This window comes from Calothrix sp. PCC 6303 (assembly GCF_000317435.1).
GTDB lineage: Bacteria > Cyanobacteriota > Cyanobacteriia > Cyanobacteriales > Nostocaceae > PCC-6303.
Genome location: NC_019751.1, coordinates 4,169,096 through 4,191,857, shown reverse-complemented (window position 1 = coordinate 4,191,857; position 22,762 = coordinate 4,169,096). Strand labels below are relative to the sequence as shown.

The following is a 22,762-nucleotide window of genomic DNA, read 5'->3' as shown; positions in this document are numbered from 1 at the left end:
GGCGTTTCTAGCTTTTAGATAGTACTGCCTCAGTTTTAAAGGAGTTATATACAGAAAAAATCCCCGATTTATAATTCCCAATATAAGATAAATAAGTCCATTGCAGCAGTTTTTACAAAATAGAGTACAAAATAAAGATCTATAAATTCTGCTGTAACTTCTCGTCACTAAAAGTCAGATGCAATGAATCTAACGCAATTGGGACAACCACTAGGTTCAGTTATTCAAGGTTCCCTTACAGGTGGACTAGAAGTAAGATTACACCCAGATATATCTGTTGAGGATATGCGAGTGGGAAAATTCTTAGTTGTACAGGGAATGCGATCGCGTTTCTTCTGTATGCTAACTGATGTCATCCTCGGTATTTCCAATCAGCGGATTGTTGCTAATCCTCCCGATTGGGAAGACACTTTGTTACGGGAAATTTTAGCAGGTAGCGGGACATTTGGAACTGTCACTTTAGCCCCAATGTTGATGTTTACCCCAGAAACCAAAGAATCATTTCTGGAAATGTCCAACGGGAAATCTGCCAATAGCTTCATCCCTTCAGCCGGAAAAGGTTTAGCATCCTTCCAACCCCAAACCAGCACCACTATGGAATTGTTACCAGTCAAAACAATTCCTACCCATTTTAGCCAAGTTTACGAAGCATCCGCAGAGGATTTTCGTCGAGTATTTGGTTGGGAGGATGACATTCATCGCAAGAATTTTTCCATCGGCAAACCATTAGATATGGATGTTCCTGTATGTATCGATTTAGATCGATTTGTGGAACGTAGTAATGGTGTATTTGGGAAATCTGGAACCGGAAAATCCTTCCTAACTCGGTTACTTTTAGCCGGAATTGTCCGCAAAAATGCCGGGGTAAATCTCATTTTTGATATGCACTCCGAATATGGTTGGCAAGCTGTATGTGAAGGTAAACAATACAGTACCGTCAAAGGTTTAAAACAGCTATTTCCCGACAAAGTAGAAGTATACACCCTCGACCCCGCATCAACCCAGCGTCGTGGTGTGAAAAATGCCATGGATTTGTATCTTAGTTATGATCAAATTGAAGTGGAAGATATTCGTCTTTGTAGTCGAGATTTGGGACTTTCCGAAGCAAGTTTAGATAATGCCAATATTTTATTTGCAGAATTTGGTAAAGGTTGGATTCTGCAACTGATAAATATGACAAACGAGGACATCAAAATGTTCTGCGAGGAAAAACGCGGACACCAAGGTTCAATTACGGCATTACAGCGGAAGTTAATGCGGTTAGAAAACCTGAAATATATGCGTTCATCTTGTCCCCAAAACTACGTTAACCAAATGTTAAAAGCATTGGAAGCAGGGAAAAATATCGTCATCGAATTTGGTTCCCAATCAGATATGCTTTCCTACATGTTGGTGACAAACATGATTACCCGACGCATTCACCATCATTATGTCGCCAAAGCCGAAAAATTTCTCCAAAGTGGCAATGTTCTCGACAAACCCAACCAATTAGTAATTACCATCGAAGAAGCACACCGATTTCTTGATCCGGCAATCGTTGCCAGTACGATTTTTGGGACAATTGCACGGGAGATGCGGAAATACTTTGTCACCCTCTTAGTTGTAGATCAACGTCCATCAGGGATAGATAATGAAGTCATGTCCCAAATTGGTACCCGCGTCACTGCATTACTTAATGACGAAAAAGATATTGAGGCAATTTTTACCGGGGTATCTGGTGGTACCGCTTTGCGTTCAGTTTTAGCGAAGCTAGATTCTAAACAGCAAGCTTTAATATTAGGTCATGCTGTTCCCATGCCTGTTGTTGTGAGAACTCGTCCCTATGATGAACAATTTTACCGCGAAGTTGGTGATCCAATTTGGGAAGAACAAAGCGACGCAGAAGTGTTTGCAGCAGCGGAATTAGCAAAGGCAGATTTAGGATTTTAACTATATCGCCGTAAGTCCCCCATTGAATTTGGTAATCCGAATCAGTGGCGGGATATAAGGCGCTGCTACGTCTCTACGGGATTGTGGATGCGTATATAACCGCCAAAATAAAATTGACAGACTACTAGAGACCTTCCGGTGGAAAGTCTTCTAAGATTTTCCCATCCCTAGGTTAGATTGATGTTGTGTAGTTTATATATTAAGATTTTGTAATAGTCGTTTATTATTATTTACACAGAACAGCACTATGAGTATCTTATTAGCAACAATCGATAAAGCAACCTATGACTGGTACATTCAAGCAGCCTTAGTGCTTTTGGCAATAGGTGGATTTGTCGCCGCAACCGTCATTGGTTCCATTGGTTGGTACAATTCTAAGCGTCCGGCTGGCTGGGAAGACGGTGAAGTACCTGGTTGGGTACCCAAGGTAAAACCCAGAACTAAGAAAACTGCGGTATCTAACGATTAGAAAACAGGAGGCAGTTGCTACGCTTCAAATTTCTGCCTCTATAAAAAGAATTTATCAACTGGTAAGTGGTTACAAAACATAATTGCGTAGCTTGCTTCTCGCTCTGCGAATATTGTGAATTCTTTTAAGTATTCCGCTCAACTAGTTAAGGGAGCCCAATTTCTATCGAATACGCAAAAAATTAATCCTAAAATTCTAGTTTAATTCAAATTTGTAGCTTGTTTGCGTCTTGATTTGGAAATACCACCAACAGCTAATACAGCCAACAAACCAAGTGTAGTATTAGATTCAGGTACAGAAGTTGATGGTTGATATTTCAACAGGAAAGCACGGTAATTCCCATCGAAGTAACCAGTACCGACAATATCACCTGAATTATTAATAGCGTTTGCGTAAGATAAAATCCAACCGCTACGAGGTGAAATCAGGTCATTTAAGTCTTTCATGACTCCGTTTTCCCATAAAAACGCCCCGCTACCAGATTGACCAACTACCTGACCTTTGTCATTGATTCCATTGGCATAACTGGGGTTGTGGGAACCATCAGTACTTAAATAACCAAGATTTTGCATGACTCCGTTTTGCCAAATAAATGCCCCCTCATCCGAGTAACCAACTACTTGACCTTGGTTATTGATGGCAGTGGCACGACTATCGCTACTACCAAAGCTTTGCATGACTCCGTTTTGCCAGATAAATAGCTGTTCACCAGAGTAACCCACTACCTGACCTTGGTTGTTAATGGCAGTGGCATAACTATTGTCAGTGCCAAAATTTTCCATGATTCCATCTTTCCAGATAAATGCCTTGCCAGCAGATTGACCAACTACCTGACCTTGATCATTGATGCCAAGGGCATAACTGCCACTAGTACCTATGCTTTGCATGTTTCCATCTTCCCAGATGAATGCTTTGTCGCCAGATTGACCAACTACCAGACCTTGATTATTGATGCTGTAGGCATAGGTAAAGTTGTAGCCTTCACTACTATTCAAAGCACCAAGATCTTGGATAACTCCATTTTGCCAGATAAATCCTCGATCACTATCCCCATCCACAGAGGATGAGTAACCGACTACTTGACCTTGTTTGTTGAGACTATTGGCAGAACCACCATTGTAATTACTACCCACAGTACCCAGGTCAATAACTGAATATATGGATCCTGCGATTACTGGATGAGATGTTGCCAAACTAAGTATGGTAGAACTGAAAGATGCTAAAGCGATTTTCGATATTAAACGCATTTGTATGTGTTTTTGCGTATTATTTTAGACTGGTTTTGATATTTATACAGGTAGTACTGAGTGACTTATGCTAAGTAGTCGAAACTTCTACCTTGCATTGCAATGATGTAAATTTGTATTGCGTGAGTTCCAATTTGGTTTGTTTAAACACGTTTGGGGTTTAAATCCTCGTCACAAAACAGACTTATTACTCATTACTCATTACTGGTTTTTTAATTTGTGGTACTTCACAAAGTAACATAGTAAAAATCTCAATTAGGAAAATTCATACGTAATTTTTACAATGGGATAATAATATTAATCTATGTCGAGCGTCTGACTTGATCAAGTGTTTATACTGATGTAGACGATTGAAAATTATGTTAAAAACTGACTTCCTTAAACCCTATGAGTCGGGGAATACAAGTAACCAAGCAGAATTAATTACACAATGTCATTGCGTAATTAATTTAAGTCTAGACTTGAGTAGTTATGGGTAAGTTTAACGGAGCGGTAAATCAAACTGATTTTTGTCACCGTTTATTGCAAACAAAGTCAAACTAAGGGAGGTTTGGTACACTCTATAATGGTTGGGACTGATACACTAATTACAAATGCATCCAGCAGGTAATCTTTGGGTCAGTTCTAACGGTGGAATTCTTAGCCAATTTGAGGTTTAGTAATTTGAAAAGCTATCCCAAATATCTTCCAATTTTCCATGTATCCTGTGCCTTGACGGAGATTTGAGCTAGATGTTGATTTCTCTGCGGATCGAAAATTTTGCCCTCATCGACCAGTTAGAATTGGAGTTTGGTGGGGGTTTGAATGTCCTCACAGGTGAAACTGGTGCGGGAAAGTCAATTATTCTTGATGCTATTGATGCAGTTTTGGGTGGTAAAGTATCTAGTCGGGTGATTCGGACTCAAACAAATAGAGCTTTAGTTGAGGGAACTTTCAGTATCAACCCGAATTTGGCTGCTTGGTTGAGTGAGCAAGAAATTGATTTAATTGATGATAACTCCATCGTCGTCAGCCGGGAAATTACGGCAGTGACAAGTAATATCCGCAGTCGTTCACGGGTGAATGGGGTATTGGTAAACCGTCAAGTGATGGTGGGATTGCGGGAAAAGCTGGTGGAAATTACCGCCCAAGGACAGAGTGTACAGGTGGGGCAATCCAACCAGATTCGGGATTGGTTGGATGTTTATGCAGGTGATAGTCCTAATCAACAGCGTCAAATTGTAGCTAGTAGCTTTGCTGAGTATCAACAGGTTCACCAAGCTTTAGAACAACGTCGCACTTCCGAACGCGATCGCTTGCAGCAATTAGACCTATTATCTTATCAAGTTCAGGAATTAAACGAGGCAAATCTCACCGATGCCAACGAATTAGAACAGTTGCAGCAAGAAAGCGATCGCTTAACTCATGTAGTGGACTTACAACAGATGAGTTACACTGCTTACCAAGCTCTCTACCAAAATGATGGAGATAATCCCACGGCAAACGACCTATTAGGGGATACAGAATCATTACTCACCGATATGATTGAATATGATTCTGGATTGCAATATCTCTTGGATATGATTCGGGATGCTCAAACTGCGGTGAGTGAAGTCGCTAGAGAAATTAATACCTATGGGGAAGAATTGGAAGCTGATCCCCAACGTTTAGAAGAAGTGGAAGCCAGAATCAGAGAACTTAAGCAAATTTGCCGGAAGTATGGTCCAAGTTTAGCCGAAGTAATTACCCACTACAACCGCGTCCAAGCAGAATTAGCCGCACTCACAGATAGTGAGCAATCGGTTGAAAGTTTAGAGAAACAAGAAAAAGTATGCCTTGACAAATTAACAAAAGCGTGCAGTAAGTTAACACAACTCAGACGCACAGCCGCAGCCCAATTAGAAACTCAGATTATTAAACAACTCAAACCTTTGGCAATGGAAAAAGTCCAATTTCAAGTAGGAATTGTCCCCATTGCCCCCACCCCGGCAGGTGCTGATAAAATTAGCTTTTTATTTAGTCCCAACCCTGGAGAACCACTCCAACCCCTTACAGAAACCGCATCCGGTGGAGAAATGAGCCGCTTTCTATTGGCTTTGAAAGCTTGTTTTTCCCAAATTGATGCACCAGGGACAATGGTATTTGATGAAATTGATGTGGGTGTATCGGGAAGAGTTGCCCAAAGTATCGCCGACAAATTACATCAAATTAGTCAGCAGCAACAGGTATTGTGTGTAACACACCAACCACTGATAGCAGCAATGGCAGATAGACATTTTAGAGTGTCAAAACAGATAGTTAATCAAATTAAAGGTAAAAAAGAGAACAACGGCAATGGGGAAGAGCGCACCGTTGTCCGTGTAGCTGCCCTAGATAACCTCAATAAACGCCGGGATGAACTGGCACAGTTAGCTGGTGGGAAGTCTGCACAGGATGCGATCGCATTTGCCGATTCGTTGTTAAATCAAGCAGCAAACCATCGTCAAACAGAAGCAGGGGAGAAGGGGGCAAGGGGGCAGGGAGCAAGGGGAAAAACTGAGACGGAGCTTGATTAAACATCTGCCGAAAAGATGCAGAGCGGTTAACGGGGGGCTTCGTATCCCCCGTTATGGGTTAAAGAAACTTAAAAGTAGAAATGCTACAGCTACACATAAAATCAGCAGCGCGACATTACGATTTATATAAGATGACTTTTTTCGCTAAACCCAATCTCTGCAATGCTCGAATACTCCACCAAGTAGGATCTATTTCCCACCATTTATACCCAGATTTGGCGACATTGGGATAGGTATGGTGATTATTGTGCCATCCTTCTCCATAGGTGACAACGGAAACCCACCAAAGATTACGGGCATTATCATCTGCGGCAAAAGTTTTATATCCCCATGTGTGTGTTGCGGAATTAACAAACCAGGTTGAGTGCCATAGCAATACTGATTTGACAAAGATTCCGTAGATCACAAAAGACCATCCACCCAAAGCGTATAGTAATAGAGCTAAAGGAACTTGCAACAAGAGGAAATGACGGTCAAGCCATTGATAAAATGGTTGTCGTGCTAAATCTGGGGCAGATTTTTGGTATATTTCGCGGTTGAAAAACTCTGGACGTGGGTAGAAAAGCCACAGTATGTGACTCCACCAAAATCCGCGCTTGGCAGAATAGGGATCTTTATCGACATCCTCTGTATGGGCATGATGTATCCGGTGTCCACCAACCCAAAATATTGGACCACCTTGTAGTGCTAGAGCGCCGCAAATAGCGATCGCATATTCCAACCATTGGGGTACTTGAAAACTTTTATGGCTTAATAATCGGTGATATCCTAAGCAGATGCCAATACTACCACATAGCCAATGCAAAAACAGCGCTGTAAATAAGGCTTGCCAGGAAAAAAACCATGGTGCAAGTAACGCTAACAGATGAAATGCGGCAAAAAATATGATGTATGTCCAATTGAGTGGCTGCGCGATCGCACCAGAATCTCCGCCCGTAGTGGCGTGGGAATTTGATTTAACTGTCATAAAATTTCTTGACTTTATATATATGGGTGTAAAAGCTACTTATTGCTCAATAATTGGCTAAAATGAGGATTTTCGACCCTTAGGTGAGCAAATTTCTTTAATGAACTAGTAGAAGAAAATGAGCCTTGAATATCAAGATATGAATCTTCTACAGGACAAAAGCAAGTATTGCTTACATTTACTAAGTTAGCACCTCTGAAAAATTATTGCAAGTATCGCTTGCAATAATTCCTCAAATTTCCCTACAATATTGTTTTGTTATTCAGTTATATGTCATCTCAACTCAGTCCAGCTCGTCAACGTATAATTAAAACTGCACTTGAGTTATTTACAACTCAAGGTGTCACAAGTACCACAACTAGACAAATTGCCGACTTAGCAGAAGTAAACGAGGTAACTCTATTTCGACAATTTGGAAACAAGTATGGATTACTTTTGGCACTGCTGGAAGAATCAACAGCATTTCAAAATCTGGGAGAATATTTAGCCAAAAACCTCTATAACGAGGGTGATGTCAGTCAAATTATTCACGACTATGCAAGTAATGCTTTACTGAGTTTGGAACAGGTTCCAGAGTTAATGCGATCGCTTATCGGCGAAGCCAGCCAATATCCTACAGAAAATCGGCAGGTATTAGGAAGAGGGATCAAAAAAATAAATCAACAGCTGGGAGACTACCTAGCAAAAGCAGTAACTCAAGGTTCCCTAAACACGAACTTACCTCCCCACAAACTTGCAGCTTTATTAAATGCCACAATTTTTGGATATGCAATTATCGAGTTTACCAGCGAGTTTACCGAGCTATGGCAAAATCAAGACGATTTTATCAACAGTTTAATTAACTTATTTGTAACCCAAAATAATTTATCCACACCAGCTTTTAGTATGAATACGGCGAATTTAGAATTAAGCTCTGAAGTTGTTGACTTACCAGGCAATCTAGTTTTCAAAATCTTACAACAGGCTAGAAAATCAGGATTACAAGATTACGCTTTAGCATACGTGCTATTCGCAGCCGGATTATCAGTCAATGAAATCATTTCCTTGCAAAAAACTCAGCAAATACAAACTCCACAAGCACACATTCTGCAAATCTCTACCCCTACATCCAGCCGTCAGGTACCCCTCAACCAATGGATAATGGGCAAGCACTACGGAGTTTATAACAATAACCCCTTAGCTAAATGGCTTAAAAGCCGCAAAGATGATTATCCCACTATGTTTATCAACGACAAGGGTTCATCAATATCAGAACTAGAAATCCAGCAACGATGGCAAAAATGGACAGACAATATGTATACACCACAATCTCGAAAACCTACGATTATCCAAACACAACACACATGGCGAGTAGAAATGTTAATGCGTGGCATCAGTATCGAAAATTTAACCATCTTAACAGGTTGTACTGATAAGCAACTCCAGCCATATGCCTATCGAGCAAAAGAAAAAAGCGCCATCGAACAAGCTACTAACTTAGATCAAAAAAATTAATCTACTTGATAGAGCAAACCTTGCTATCCATCCCCAGCTTGTAAAGGCATGGGGAATTCCGTAAATTTCGTTAAAATCATTTTTATAAATCACCTTGACAACAAATCAGCAACAGTAATTTCCTGTAGTAAAAAACAATACTACAAAATAAACCATCCGGATACACAAACTAAATCTAAGTATCAGTGTATTGGAGAGTTCAGAAATAAACATTTGCTATGCGTGTTGCCATCTCACTTTTAGCTACAACCTTTGTACTTGGTTCCTTTGCTATTAATAACCAAGGGCAAACCTTTAATCTAAAAACAGAAGTTCTATTATCGGCCAAACCAAAGACAAATACAAAGCCTAAGAGTTCTAAAAGACCTGAAAGACCACCATCATACCGTGGTAGTGGGCGCAGAGAGTTAGTATAGTAAGTTATTTAATATATTAATTGCAACTAAATTTGTAATGAAATATATCCTGATAACATAACATATACATGTAATAATAAATGCATTCTTACACCTTCAATTGGTGTTAATAATTACATGTTTATCGTACTAGCGATTAACTGTAATGTAAAAATTGTAATCAAACATCTGTATTCTATTTTGTTCGTATAGTCTGTATCATTATCAAGTACAGCCCCGTATGCTAAATTTCAAAGTTTAAAAAATAAGTAATGAGTAATGAGTATGCTTTGTAACGGGGATTTTACCCCGACACAAAATAGCGCACTCGTTCGTGGGGACTTTGCCTTCACTTAACTTTGTAAAAAGCGCAAACTTAACGGGGGCTGTGCCTCCGTTAAAGTTTGTAAGAAAGCTGTCTGTAGAGACAGGGGAATTAAACCCCCAGACTTTGGTAAATTATCCCAAAGCCCAAATTGACCTGTAGGGGGCAGGGTATTGCACCCTGACGATGGGATAATCTTTTGATTAGGAATCCCCCGTATCTGGCAGACTAGTGGTCTGTCCCGTTAATTCTGAAGAATATAGAGATGCAAAATTTTGCTTCTCTACAAGGGTTTTGGCATCCAACTAACCCCCTAAAACCAGTGGGACAGACCACTAGTGGTCTGTCAAGATAAAAATGACGGTTGTAGAGACGTAGCAATGCTACGTCTCTACAGGATTGTGGATGTCTACATAATCATCAAAATAAAATTGACAGACTACTATTTGGGCTTATGAGCAATCCAATATTTACTAGCGAAGTGAACCTGTGTCTCAATATTCACAAACCCAGCTTTTTCTAATCTTTCAACCAAATTGTCACTCATGTAGTGCCTGTAATAGGGTTCGTGGAAAGTTGCGTGAAAATTATCCATCATTTCCTCAAATTCAGGAGAGTCACTCGTTTGGATTGAGTCACAAATAATGAATGATCCACCTGGTTTTGTCACCCTAAAGCACTGCTCAATTACATTTTGACGTGCTACCCCAGGCAACTCGTGAAATAGAAAAACCGAAGTTACAGCATGAAAATAATCGTCCAAGTAGGCTAACTCCTCAGCGTTTCCATTAACCAATTGTGGCAATTCTCCAGGTATCTGAGATAATGTCTCATTAGCTTTACGCAAGTAAGCAGGAGACAAATCAGTCCCAAATAAAGAAGCTTCCGGCAATGTACTACGCATGAGCTTTAAAGTTCTACCTGTGCCACAAGCAACATCAAGAACCTTAATTTGGCGTGGTGAAATATCTGCAAAAGCTTGAAGTTCTTGTTTGAGTGGTGCCAGAATTCTGCGTCGCATCGCATCTGTTGAACCACCAAATAATATTTCCACTTGCAAATCATATAGATTTGCCGACAAATCACTTAAATAACCATTGGTTTGGTTATGGAAATTTTGTAGATAGTAGCTGGGATAACCTTCGGTATTAACCTCTGAGGAAAAATCTTGATATTTCTGCTGTTGGCTTCGTTCCCAAACTTGAGGAGCATCAAGCCATACCATCGGGTAGTAGCGGAAAAAATCTTCCCAAGAATTATCAAATAGTAAGCTTTTGGGGTAAACACCGTCTTCAGCATCCTGCCAGTCTATTTCTAGCAAGGTGTTTAATCTGTTTTGCAAATTCAGAAGCAGATTAGCGGAGATTGGCTTAAGAGAGCTTTTGCTCGGTGATACCAACTTCTTTAGCTCTGCACTTAAAGCTTTGTGCCCCAAAGCAAAGTAGTTTTTACCTTGTTGGAAAGTCTGGTAAGTAAGTTTTGTCAGGATGTCGGACATAGAACAGCGTAGTCTCGAATACTTTGCATGTATATATATGAATAATTGTAACGAAAAATTAAGAGTCCATCTCATCCATGAGAAATATTTCAAAAAAGATTGAAAATCCGCCTATCAAGAGGTATTCAAAATTAGTATCAATAACACTTGCCTAGAAACGATAAAAAAAGAGATAGTAAAACTAGTAGTTCGCAAAAGAATTGGGGAAAATGCGAGATAGCGTCTGGATAACTAGGTTACTGATAATCTCTCTAGTAGTTTTTACCCTAATTGGACTTCTATTTGGTAGTAAAGACACCGTACAGCCTAGTCAGGAACCAGCATCAAATCTAATTTCCGATATTAAATCTTGGAACCCTTCCCAGGTAGAGGTTCAACAGGCAGAAAAAAATCAGCCAAAACCAATAATTACTTCTCAAGCAAAAGTAACAAAAACACCCGCTCCCACCAAAACAAAACTTCAGAACTCGCCACAACCCTTATTCAAGACTACTTCTGCTTTCAAAAACTATACCCCTCAATACGTAGTTATGTGGGCAGATCCCAGTAACTACGGAGAACGCTTTGCTACCGATATTAATGGTGTACCTGTTTACAACCAACCAATTATTGTCCTTCATGAGACTTCAAACTCTGCACAAAGCGCCGTAAATACATTTACTAATAATCAGAACGACGAAACAAAACAAGTTAGTTACCACACCCTAATTACCTTATCGGGACAAGTTGTTTACTTGGTTCCTCCAGATAAACGCGCTTTTGGTGCAGGCAACTCGGTATTTGAAACTGCTAATGGTTTGGAAACGGTTCAAACTAGCCGGAATTTCAAACCATCTGTAAATAATTTTGCCTACCATGTTTCTTTAGAAACTCCCCCAGATGCGTGGAATAAAAATGTATCGAGCCACAGTGGATATACAGATGCTCAGTATAATTCTTTAGCTTGGCTAATTGCTCAAAGTGAAGTTCCCGATGAAAGAATCACCACTCATCGTAGTGTCGATCGCTCTGGACAAAGAATTGATCCGGTAAGTTTTGACTTTGATCGCTTTTTTAGTGTGCTGCACTCTTTTAGGAAAGCAAATATACCTAAGGGTTAGTCAACAGTTAAAATGTTTGTCTAACTTAGTTTTATCTTCTGAGTTATAAACCTCGTCCATGATTAAAAGTCCAGTTTTGTCATAACGACGTAAGTTAGACGCAGATAGGCTTGTCCCACACTAGCATCAGCCAGTAGTGCTGGCTACGCCTACTCAGAATCTTGAGTTACAAACTACGGTTCTCAAAATAGACGAAGTTTAGAAACAGAAAATTGCCGAAATCATGCCCAAAAAACAGAAATTTCCCTATCTCCTGGCTTCCAAATGGACAGCACAGCGAAAAATTGATGGCTGGAGACATTTTCAAGTTATTAACCGCAAGAATCAAGGTAAGTGGGTTTATGCTGAAATGGTTGCGTCTTGTGATCCAGAAGTGCGTTTTTGGTTAAATGCAACCTTATTACAAGATCGTTCTCAGTGGGAACCTGGTTGGCAGTCTTTACAAGAAATCCAAGCAGGTGCGGAAGAGTGACATGCTCCACACACTCCCTTACCCTTCGGAAACGCGAAGCGGGAACAGGTGAGTGTCGGCTTCTCAGCGATTCTTCGATCAAGATATTAAGTGAAGTACCCCATCTTGCCTATCCATCCCCAGGCTATAGAGCCGTGGGGAATTCCCCAAGTTTGGTTAAAAGAAGTCTCAAGCAAGTTTTGTGACGGGGACTTTACTTAGGTAGAGTCTCTGGGAATACTTTCCCCAGATGGAGCCTAGAAAGTCTTCTAGATATGAGTTTTGGCTGATCTTCGTGCCACTAGTTTATATATATTCTCAGTCTATTGTAATAAGTATTTATATTTTCCTTGTCTGATTAACCGATTTTGCAGGGCTTGATGGGATTGTGTAGATATTGAGTGACTTTCCTGGGGTTTAGAGATAATAAGAATTTGAAAAAGAATACAACAGAGGTGTTGGTAGGGGTAGCATCTGGCTGGAAATGAGATGAGAAAGGGAATTTAACTTGAGTTTTGGCATAAGTTGCTCGTTGTGTTTGCCAAGGAATATAGATTTTAAGGCTGCGTTTCCAGCCCAGACAAGAGAGGGAGCCTAGACTCTTGAGTTTGATGAGAATTTCCTGTTTTTGGTTGATCCAACTTTTATATCGCCCTAAAATTAGGGCAAACAGCCATGTCCCTAGAGTCAGCTGTGAAGTGCCTAATTTGTATATCTAAAGCGGGCAAGATGCTCCGTTCGCCTAGCGTGTCCGCAGGGCTTAGTTTGCCGGAAAGAATATCTCCCCAGAACCCCTTCTCTGGGCACCACAAAGGTTATAGTTTTTTAATTTATAGGATTTAGCTGCTACGCAGCTTATTCTTGAATCGCCAACTGCTTTTAATTCAACATTTGATTGAACTCAAAACCAGTATGGAGAGTTCTGTTTTAGCCATCTATGTTATTTGTAAACTTTTTTTGTTTATTGCAACTAATTTTATAAAAAAAATGAGCAAAAAATTTTAAAAAAGGTTTTTTAGGACTTTTTAGAGTTTTAAAGCGCTAATAAACTACCATAATCTTCTTTAGTCTTTAAATCATCCATTATCAGCCCAACTTAATAAAATAGCCCCTTTCCTTTCTAGGGCATCTATGACAACAATTAGACTCGAAGACTTAAATATCCAACTTGAAAAAGGGTGCAAGCGTCCTCAAGGATGTGGGGTGTGAGGGAAAACCAATACCCAATACCCGTTTTCATCCAACCAAAAGTTTGACAATCAACTATTTTAAAGAGGCAAACAAAGGTGAAACTAGCTGTTTATGGAAAAGGTGGTATCGGTAAATCCACAACTAGCTGTAATATCTCAGTAGCTTTGGCAAGACGGGGTAAGAAAGTTTTGCAAATTGGTTGCGATCCTAAGCACGACAGCACCTTTACTTTGACTGGGTTTTTGATTCCGACAATTATTGATACGCTCCAAGAAAAAGACTATCACTACGAAGATGTTTGGTCTGAAGACGTAATTTACAAAGGTTATGGTGGTGTTGATTGTGTAGAAGCGGGTGGTCCTCCTGCTGGTGCCGGGTGTGGTGGTTATGTAGTTGGTGAGACCGTAAAATTACTTAAAGAGCTAAATGCTTTTGATGAGTACGATGTAATTTTATTTGATGTCCTTGGTGACGTTGTATGTGGTGGTTTTGCAGCTCCATTAAATTATGCTGACTACTGTATGATCGTTACCGATAACGGCTTTGATGCTTTGTTTGCTGCAAATCGTATCGCCGCATCAGTACGGGAGAAAGCGAGAACTCACCCTCTGCGTCTAGCTGGTTTAATTGGCAACCGTACCGTCAAGCGCGATTTAATCGACAAATATATTGAATCAGTACCAATGCCAGTTTTAGAGGTTTTACCTTTAATTGAAGACATCCGTGTTTCCCGCGTCAAAGGTAAAACTTTGTTTGAAATGGCTGAGTCGGATCCTTCTCTGAACTACGTTTGCGACTATTATCTCAACATTGCTGACCAAATTTTGGCGCGTCCAGAAGGTGTAGTTCCCAATGATTCACCAGATCGGGAATTATTTACTTTGTTATCTGATTTTTACTTAAATCCGCGTAAACCACAGGTTCCTAATCCGGAAGAGGAATTAGACTTGATGATTGTATAAATCATCTTTAGTTTTCAGGATGGCAGACAACATGGCTTTCTTTTACAGCTTTACGGAATCTCTAAAGCAAAAGTGGTTAGATTTTTTTCAAGCTAACCGCGATTGGATTAAGCTACACATGCAGGTAGAATCTGTCTACACGCCCGATGGCGGTAAGCGACCACCTTCTTACCTGATTTTAGGAGTAGCGAACGCCCTAGAGCCAAAATTGGCGCAGTTGATGCTGCCTTTTTCTAAGTTAAATCCTGATGCTGACACCTTGGTAGAAGTTTTGGGTTTGAATTTTGATCCAGATATTGCACTGGGCAACCATGGAACCCATGAAGTTGAATCTGGTTTGGGTGAATCCGATCCAAACCAGATGATGGTAGATGAAGAAATTTCCTTGGATGGTATCGACGAAATTAATGACGATGAATTTGGTGATATTTCTGGATTTAGCCAAGAGAATCACAAAATTGAGTCACATCCGATGTCAGTAGCGACATCAAGTCATGAATTTGCAGATATTTCTTTGGACACACCAAAACAGGGCAGAATCGATTACCAGGAGATGGAAGAAATCAGTGGTATTGACGAGGAAAGCGGTTTTGGGAATGTCTTGGTAGATGTTTGGGGTGAGGAAAACTCTGCATCTAGAGGGAAAGATGACGGGGAAATGTTACTAGGGGAAGAGTTTGGAAGTGGGGCTTTTGACGATTCGGAGATTGCCCGTCTCTTCCCCAACGCTTAAAAAAAATAGTTAGGAATTCGGGTTTACAACTTGTAATTCCTAACTTTAAAAAATCAAGGGGAGAAAAATCAAACATGACCATTGCAGAATCACAAGCTTTAACTTTTGATTGCGAAACAGGTAATTATCATACTTTTTGTCCTATTAGCTGTGTCGCTTGGCTGTATCAGAAAATTGAAGATAGCTTCTTTTTGGTAATTGGGACAAAAACCTGTGGTTACTTCTTGCAAAATGCGATGGGGGTAATGATTTTTGCAGAACCTCGCTACGCGATGGCAGAATTGGAAGAAGGGGATATTTCGGCGCAGTTGAATGATTATGAAGAGTTGAAAAGATTGTGTACGCAGATAAAGCGCGATCGCAATCCCAGTGTAATCGTTTGGATTGGTACTTGCACCACCGAAATTATCAAGATGGATTTGGAGGGTTTAGCACCTAAACTTGAAGGTGAAATTGGTATCCCCATTGTAGTTGCCCGTGCCAATGGTTTAGATTATGCTTTCACCCAAGGTGAAGATACTGTCTTGGCAGCAATGGCAAACCGCTGTCCAGAGAATTCTCCAGTGATGGAAACCGAGAAAGAAGAAAGAAACGCTATTTCCAAACTTCTCAATTTTGGTAAAAAGAAAGATGATGTTGCCAGAGAAGAGTCTGAATACGTAGATCATCCGCCTTTAGTGTTGTTTGGCTCACTTCCTGACCCCGTAGTTACCCAGTTAACCCTGGAACTCAAAAAACAAGGCATCAAGGTTTCTGGTTGGTTGCCTGCTAAACGCTTTACTGAATTACCCACCATTGAAGAAGGATATTATGTCGCTGGTGTGAATCCTTTCCTCAGCCGCACCGCCACAACCTTGATGCGTCGCCGCAAATGTAAGTTAATTGGCGCACCCTTCCCCATTGGTCCCGATGGTACCCGCGCTTGGGTGGAGAAAATCTGCTCGGTGTTTAATATTACTCCCCAAGGTATGGATGAACGGGAAGCCAAAATTTGGGAAGGTTTGGAAGATTATGTTAAGTTGATTCGCGGCAAGTCGGTATTTTTCATGGGTGATAACCTCTTGGAAATCTCCTTAGCCCGCTTTCTCGTGCGCTGTGGCATGATTGTTCAAGAAATTGGCATCCCCTACATGGACAAGCGCTACCAAGCCGCAGAACTGGCATTGCTGGAACAAACCTGTAATGAAATGGGTGCCCCATTACCGAAGATTATTGAAAAGCCCGATAATTACAACCAGTTGCAGCGGATTAACGAACTCAAACCCGATTTAGTAATTACCGGAATGGCACATGCTAACCCGTTAGAAGCTAGGGGAGTTAATACTAAATGGTCGGTAGAATTTACCTTTGCCCAAATTCACGGCTTTGGAAATGCACGGGATATCTTGGAATTGGTAACTCGTCCAATGCGTCGTAATACTAATCTCAAAGATTTGGGTTGGGATAAATTAGTTAAGGAAGATGCAAAGGTTTAAAAAACAAGTAATAAGTAATAAGTATGTTTTGTGTCGGGGTTAAATCCCCATTACAAAACAGCGCACTCGTTCGTGGGGGCTTTGCCTCCACTTAACTTTGTAAGAAAACTGCTTGTTAGTTGCAGGGGAATTAGACCCCCCAATGTTGCTAAATTGGCTGTTAGCTAACAGCTAAGAAGATGTAGGACTAGTATCTGATTTTGAAATATACGTAGGGTGCGTATAGCCTGACGGCATCCAAGAAAAGACGGAACGTCGTAACGTACCATTCACAAGAAGTTGGTGCGTTAGAAGTTTGTTCTTATCTTTTTGGAGAATTAAATATAATTCTGATAAGACAATACGGTTAACTTAAGACAGTCCGAGATCCTGTGATTGCTACACTAAGACACTCGCAATGACAAAAAAATTTACGTTAACCCAGGTGTATTTGAATATAGTATGATTGCACAGAATTGGGATATTGTGGATGCAAAAGTTGAACACACGAACCTTAATTTCGCTATGTGCAATTATCATCACCATGGGTTTGATGGGGTGTGACAAAATTTTTCCACCCAGCGGTGACTTAGTAGAACGAGTCAGCGATGGTGATACGATAAAAGTCAAACAAGCCAATGGACAAGAATTTAGCGTGCGTTTTGCCTGTATGGATGCACCCGAAGTTCCCCATTCTAAGAAAGAAAGGGATAGTAAAAGTTTAAGCGATCGCAATCAGTTTGGATGGGGCGAAAAAGCCCAAGCAAGATTAAAAAGCCTGATTCAGAAAAATAGCGATCGCGTTACCCTCAAGATCACCGATAGTGATAGATATGGACGCAAAGTTGCCGAAGTCAGACTCAAGGATGGTACCTTTGCCCAAGAAGTCCTGATTCGAGAAGGATTAGCAAAAGTTTACCGTCCCTATCTCAATAAATGCCCCAGTCGAGCTATCGTAGAACAAGCAGAAGCGGAAGCAAAACAACAAAAACGTGGTGTTTGGGGAGATGCTAAGTTTGTTAATCCCTGGGAGTATCGCAGCTTAGGTAAATAGAACATGCAAATTCTTACATTTTTGCACACGGCAATTATTGTCACCGACTTAGAAAAAGCCGAACATTTCTACTCTGATGTATTAGGACTTGTGAAAATAGATCGAGTTCTTAAATATCCAGGTGCTTGGTACCAAATTGGAGACAATCAACTTCACCTCATTGTTGATGTTGACGCACCAAAGCAACCTAAACACGAAAAATGGGGTCGCAACCCCCACGTAGCGTTTTCAGTTTCCGACTTAGATGCCGCTAAAAAGCAGCTATCCCATTATAACTTTCCTTTTCAACTTAGTGCGTCCGGTCGTTCAGCTATTTTTACTCAAGACCCAGATGGAAATACTATAGAATTAAGCGCCTAGAAACCAGTCGAATATTAATGAAAACAGTTATCTAGCATACCCGACATAACGCCCCAGGCTTACAGCCTGGGGCTATCGATACGAAGTCCACCTCCGTGGACTGAATTTTTTAGCCCACGGAGGTGGGCTTTGTCCGATTAGCCGCACCCTTCTAGGGCGACGGCTGGGATTTTCAATTATCGTTTGCCGACATCCGCACAGGCAGATACCGCAGGGCGAGAGTAGGGTGTTGCATTAGGTGCTTCTGCTACTAAGTGTATAGTTCCATCGGCATCCCGAACTATAGCTTGAGCCTCCACAATTCTGTTTGGAGTTGGCTTTTGTTGCATCAAATTATCTGGAAGTTGATTGACTCGCTCAGTATAATTACTACTATCCAAAGTAGCAAGTTGAGTTAAATCAAGCTCGCCGGAGATCATATTTACTACAGGATTTGATTGGATAGTGCCATTCTTTCCAACAACAACAAACCTACCTAAAGGTTTTCCATTTCTACCACATAGCTGATTTAGTTCATCGCTTTTATCTTTGAAGACTTCAGGTGACTCCACTAAAACTCGATTGGGATCTACATCAGGTTTGCGGATTGAAACCTGTCCTTGTACACCAAGTTCGGAACTTGCAGTGATATCACTTTGGTTACTTGGTTTGGGACTTGCTTCGATACCAAAGATGTTTTGGGTTTGGATATTTACGTTACCACCTTTCCCTGTGAAAGCATTAGCTGAAATATCGCTGTTTTCGTTGGGTACCGCGACGATGAAGGGTGTATTTATGGTAATGTTACCACCATCACCCCCGGCTTGGGCTGTACCTGCGGTAGTTGAAATAAAACTTCCACCACGCAGTAGTAAATAATCTGCAAGCTCTAAATTGATGTTACCACCTTGGCTACTGGCAGTTTGGGCAGAGATTGTGGCACCATTGTCTAGCCTCAGAGTATCCCCAATAATGAAAATATTGCCTGCATCTCCTGTACCATCACTATTCACTGATACCTTTGCCCCATCTGTGATGTTAATTTGGGGTGGATCAATGAAAATACTACCACCTCTACCTGTGGAACCAACTTCAGTATTGGCAAAAAGTCCACTTTCAGCACCTTGATTGAAAATTACGTCCTTGAGTTGGTCGGTTTCTCCAGGTTGTTGTAATCTTTGGGTTACTTTGGTCACGCGATCGCTAAAATTGGGATCACTGCCTGTTATCGTTACTTTGTCTGTAACATTCAGCTTGATGCTGCCAGCGTTACCACTACCACGGGTATTTGTAGCTAATTGTCCACCATTGATAGCTGTAAAGTTTTTGGCATTAATTGTAATGTTGCCACCATTATCTGAGTTGGAGGTTGCAGCCGAAACAATTGCCCCATCACTAACTGTAAAATTACCTGTGTTCACAGTAATATTTCCAGCTTCTCCTGATGTTCCTCTGTCAGTAGAAGTAAATAAAGCGCTAGAATATCCTCGGTTACTGATACCAGAAAGAGTAATTGCATCAGTTGCATCAATACGAATATTTCCGCTTCTTCCCCTTGCTGCTGGTTTTCCTTGTGAGGATCTAGCTAAAACTGAATCAATTTCCGAACCGTTGGTAAGTGATAAAGTACTTGCTCTAATATTAATATCTCCAGCAGTTCCCACACCTCCAGCAAAAACACTGCTCAATATATAACCTTGGTTGAGTGTGAGTGCATTATTAATGTTGAGAAATATTTGACCTGCATCTCCTTGCCCAAAAGTACTAGCATTAATTTGAGCGCGATCGCTTATTGCCACAGAATCTGCATTAACGTTAATATTACCTCCCTTTCCTACACCTGTTGCTTGGACGAGGGAAAAAACACCGCTGAAGTTTTGATTACTACCAATACCTTCAAAATTTATGCGATCGCGTGCATCAATGGTAATATCACCACCATTACCTTTTCCTGATGTACTGGCATTAATTTGAGCACCATTAGTTAAAGAAAGGGTTCCGGTTTTTACCGAAATATCACCACCCTGCCCTTCTTTAGCAGTAATGGTGTTCGCACCACTGGAAACTTGAAAACTACCACCAACTCCATCAAAACTGACTTTATCTTTGGCATCAATGATAATGTTACCTGCATTTCCTCGTCCAAAGCTGGAAGCATTAATTTGACTACCATTTTTAAAAGATATTTCCCTCGCGCTAATCCTAATATCTCCTCCATTGCCAACAGCATTAGAACCCACTTCATTTCCGATTCCACTGCCAAACTCATTTCCTAAAAAAGTATCAAAACTAACTACATCACGGGCATTAATAGTAATATTACCTGCATTTCCTTGCCCGTTGCTACTAGCCAACAATGCCGCTCCATTTATGGCGAATAGTGAGCCTGTTGTAATATCTATATTGCCAGCCTTACCCACACCCTGAAGTAAACCACTTTGAATCCCAGTTAGCTTATCTCCTGTCACATCATCTAATGTTATTGTTTCTCTGGCATTAACAGTAATATTACCTGCATTACCTTGTCCGAGGGCGTTAGTAGATAATAAGGAACCAGCAGTCATAAACAGGGTTCCTGTATTCAGCCGAATATCTCCACCATCACCTACACCGGAGACATTAGTGGTTATAAAGCCCCCATTTTCCACTTTGGTAGCATCCCGAACATCAGCCGTAATATTTCCAGCATCCCCTTTCCCGAGAGTAGCACTACTCAAGAAAGCACGGTTAGTTATGTTTAAGTTGCCAGTATTGACATTAATATTCCCTGCGTTACCTTCAGCACCAGGTTGAACTGCGGTAATAATCCGACTAGAAAAACGTTGTTCCCTATCTTTACCATCTAAAACCACACTATCACGGGTATTAATCGTGATGTTTCCCGCATTTCCTTTACCACGGGTACTACCTTGAATTTCCGAACCCTCTTTAATTTCCAGCGAATCTGCATTGATAGTCAGATTACCAGCATTACCTATTGCACCTACACCCACTAAAGTCACAATCCCGTTTGTTTGTCCTGGTATAGGTTTAGTAAAACTAATATTACCCTTGACGTTAATATTAATGTTACCTGTATTCCCCCGTCCTGCTGGCAAATTACCATCAGTTTCTTGAGTTGCAGATTGAATTTGTGAACTATCAGTTAAGGAAAGGGAACCCCCATTAATATTTATTTCCCCACCATTACCGACACCCCCCGCTGCAATATTGTTGAATATGAAAGCGTTGGAAAGTTGTATCCCGTCAGAGATTTCCAGCGAGATATTACCAGAATTCCCCTGTCCAAAAATACCATTAGTCAGGGAAGCATCGTTTTTGAGGTTTAAAGAAGCGGATTTAATATTGATATTCCCAGCACTACCGATGCCAGTAGCATCTACGTTACTGTAAATACCACTACTGTCAACTGTAATAGCATCTTTGGCTCGCAAAAATACATTACCTGCTTTACCATTTCCTGTAACTGAGTTATCAATAAAGCTATTTTGAGAAATAGAAATTGAACCAGTAGCATTCAAATTGATATCTCTTGCTTGAGTTGTCGGGGTTCCCCTACCTACGGATATTCCTGCCAACAAAAAGGAATTGTCAATACTGATATTTCTGGCATTAATGGCAATTTCTCCACCTTTATCGCCAAAAACACTAATCGGCGAAGCGTTTCCTAGGAATACATCTGCAAAGCTAGCATCATTGGGAATATTTAAACTGAGATTATCTCCAGCAACATTTAACCCAATATCTCCCGGTGCAGCCAAACCCGTCAACTCAACTCGACCATCATAGGCTCGGAATCTGCCACCATCAGAGTTAATATTACCACCCACAAGTAACAAGCTTTTGCCGTCGGGTACACGCAACCCTGTAGCCGGATTCCCATCTGGATTAATTCCCGCAGGTGCTTGGGATTGATTGGTAATTGCACCCGATTGTTGCTGACTAAATGCCAACGCATTCGGATTAATCGTCAACAAAGCTGGTGCTTCGGGATTTGTCGCGCTAAAAACTCCCTGATTCCCAAATTTTAAACCGTTTGCCGTTGTCCCGATAAAACTTCCTTGAACATCCAAACTTGCATTTTTCCCAAATAAGATACCATTGGGATTCATCAAAAACAAATTGGCATTTCCGTCAACACCCAAAGTCCCGAAAATACTTGACGAATTCTTCCCAGTCACCCGCGTTAGTATATTTAATACCCCAGAGGGATTGGTAAAATACACCCTTTGCCCATCTGTGATATTAAACTCACTAAAACTATGAAAAAGGTTACTTCCTCTGGTTGCACCACCATTGATTTGGTCTGCATTAGAACCCTTAATTAACACATTGGGATTAACTTGCGAAGATTCGTTCCCCAAGGTGCTATCAGGTGTAATTTGTGCTTTCGCGGGGAGATTGTTAAATAATATTAAATTGTATAAAAACACGCTGGAAAATAATAAGTGTAATCTGCTCATCAGCTAACCTTCAGATACTGTAAATACGCACTGCTGAAGTTACATATATCACTATTTTTATTCTTTTTAAAGCCTATATATCGGTTTTGTAGCGAATACTCATATCCTTGACTTCTTAAAGAAATGGGGGATCTAGAAAGCCTGAAAAAATTTAGTT

At 40.7% G+C, this 22,762-nt stretch carries 16 protein-coding genes; 12 read left to right on the top strand and 4 right to left on the bottom strand.

Annotated features, from left to right (window positions below; translation table 11 throughout):
* The first annotated feature begins 183 nt into the window (after window positions 1-183).
* A complete protein-coding gene (locus CAL6303_RS17200) occupies window positions 184-1,929 on the top strand; it encodes a helicase HerA domain-containing protein (RefSeq protein ID WP_015199089.1) in 1,746 nt (581 codons plus the stop codon).
* Between the two features lie 247 nt (window positions 1,930-2,176).
* Complete coding sequence (psb35, locus tag CAL6303_RS17195; protein ID WP_015199088.1) at window positions 2,177-2,398, top strand: photosystem II assembly protein Psb35; 222 nt, start codon at window positions 2,177-2,179, stop codon at window positions 2,396-2,398.
* A gap of 200 nt (window positions 2,399-2,598) precedes the next feature.
* Here the strand turns inward: psb35 and CAL6303_RS17190 are convergent, their stop codons facing one another.
* Window positions 2,599-3,645 carry an HAF repeat-containing PEP-CTERM protein gene (locus CAL6303_RS17190; RefSeq protein WP_015199087.1) on the bottom strand — a complete coding sequence of 349 codons (1,047 nt, stop codon included), beginning with the start codon at window positions 3,643-3,645 and terminating at the stop codon, window positions 2,599-2,601.
* 731 nt (window positions 3,646-4,376) lie between these two features.
* On the opposite strand from CAL6303_RS17190, the gene recN reads away from it, so the two are divergent.
* Window positions 4,377-6,179, top strand: coding sequence for a DNA repair protein RecN (gene recN / locus CAL6303_RS17185; protein ID WP_015199086.1), 1,803 nt, complete (start codon window positions 4,377-4,379; stop codon window positions 6,177-6,179).
* 115 nt (window positions 6,180-6,294) lie between these two features.
* Here the strand turns inward: recN and CAL6303_RS17180 are convergent, their stop codons facing one another.
* Entirely contained in the window at window positions 6,295-7,146 is an 852-nt protein-coding gene (locus CAL6303_RS17180) for an acyl-CoA desaturase (protein ID WP_015199085.1), read from the bottom strand.
* Window positions 7,147-7,416: 270 nt separating this feature from the next.
* On the opposite strand from CAL6303_RS17180, the gene CAL6303_RS17175 reads away from it, so the two are divergent.
* A complete protein-coding gene (locus tag CAL6303_RS17175; RefSeq protein ID WP_015199084.1) occupies window positions 7,417-8,640 on the top strand; it encodes a TetR/AcrR family transcriptional regulator in 1,224 nt (407 codons plus the stop codon).
* A 218-nt stretch (window positions 8,641-8,858) separates the two neighbouring features.
* A complete protein-coding gene (gene patX, locus CAL6303_RS31755) occupies window positions 8,859-9,056 on the top strand; it encodes a heterocyst-inhibiting protein PatX (RefSeq protein ID WP_015199083.1) in 198 nt (65 codons plus the stop codon).
* A 746-nt stretch (window positions 9,057-9,802) separates the two neighbouring features.
* On the opposite strand, the gene CAL6303_RS17165 is transcribed toward patX, so the two are convergent.
* Entirely contained in the window at window positions 9,803-10,858 is a 1,056-nt protein-coding gene (locus CAL6303_RS17165; protein ID WP_015199082.1) for a class I SAM-dependent methyltransferase, read from the bottom strand.
* 209 nt (window positions 10,859-11,067) lie between these two features.
* Here CAL6303_RS17165 and CAL6303_RS17160 point away from each other — a divergent pair, with 209 nt between their 5' ends.
* From CAL6303_RS17160 to CAL6303_RS17130, 7 genes are all read left to right on the top strand, one after another.
* Entirely contained in the window at window positions 11,068-11,958 is an 891-nt protein-coding gene (locus tag CAL6303_RS17160) for an N-acetylmuramoyl-L-alanine amidase (protein WP_015199081.1), read from the top strand.
* A gap of 223 nt (window positions 11,959-12,181) precedes the next feature.
* Complete coding sequence (locus CAL6303_RS17155) at window positions 12,182-12,430, top strand: TIGR02450 family Trp-rich protein (RefSeq protein ID WP_015199080.1); 249 nt, start codon at window positions 12,182-12,184, stop codon at window positions 12,428-12,430.
* 1,265 nt (window positions 12,431-13,695) lie between these two features.
* Window positions 13,696-14,562 carry a ferredoxin:protochlorophyllide reductase (ATP-dependent) iron-sulfur ATP-binding protein gene (gene bchL, locus CAL6303_RS17150; protein WP_015199079.1) on the top strand — a complete coding sequence of 289 codons (867 nt, stop codon included), beginning with the start codon at window positions 13,696-13,698 and terminating at the stop codon, window positions 14,560-14,562.
* Between the two features lie 31 nt (window positions 14,563-14,593).
* Window positions 14,594-15,295 (top strand): DUF5331 domain-containing protein, encoded by a 702-nt coding sequence (locus CAL6303_RS17145; RefSeq protein WP_015199078.1) that lies wholly within the window; start codon window positions 14,594-14,596, stop codon window positions 15,293-15,295.
* 74 nt (window positions 15,296-15,369) lie between these two features.
* The gene (locus tag CAL6303_RS17140) at window positions 15,370-16,770 is read left to right on the top strand and encodes a ferredoxin:protochlorophyllide reductase (ATP-dependent) subunit N (RefSeq protein WP_015199077.1); all 1,401 of its coding nucleotides are present in this window, start codon (window positions 15,370-15,372) and stop codon (window positions 16,768-16,770) included.
* Between the two features lie 469 nt (window positions 16,771-17,239).
* Window positions 17,240-17,803, top strand: coding sequence for a thermonuclease family protein (locus tag CAL6303_RS17135; protein ID WP_015199076.1), 564 nt, complete (start codon window positions 17,240-17,242; stop codon window positions 17,801-17,803).
* 3 nt (window positions 17,804-17,806) lie between these two features.
* Window positions 17,807-18,163 carry a VOC family protein gene (locus CAL6303_RS17130; RefSeq protein WP_015199075.1) on the top strand — a complete coding sequence of 119 codons (357 nt, stop codon included), beginning with the start codon at window positions 17,807-17,809 and terminating at the stop codon, window positions 18,161-18,163.
* 176 nt (window positions 18,164-18,339) lie between these two features.
* On the opposite strand, the gene CAL6303_RS28585 is transcribed toward CAL6303_RS17130, so the two are convergent.
* Window positions 18,340-22,605: a filamentous hemagglutinin N-terminal domain-containing protein gene (locus CAL6303_RS28585; RefSeq protein ID WP_015199074.1), complete on the bottom strand. Its 4,266-nt coding sequence runs from the start codon at window positions 22,603-22,605 to the stop codon at window positions 18,340-18,342.
* Window positions 22,606-22,762: the final 157 nt, after the last annotated feature.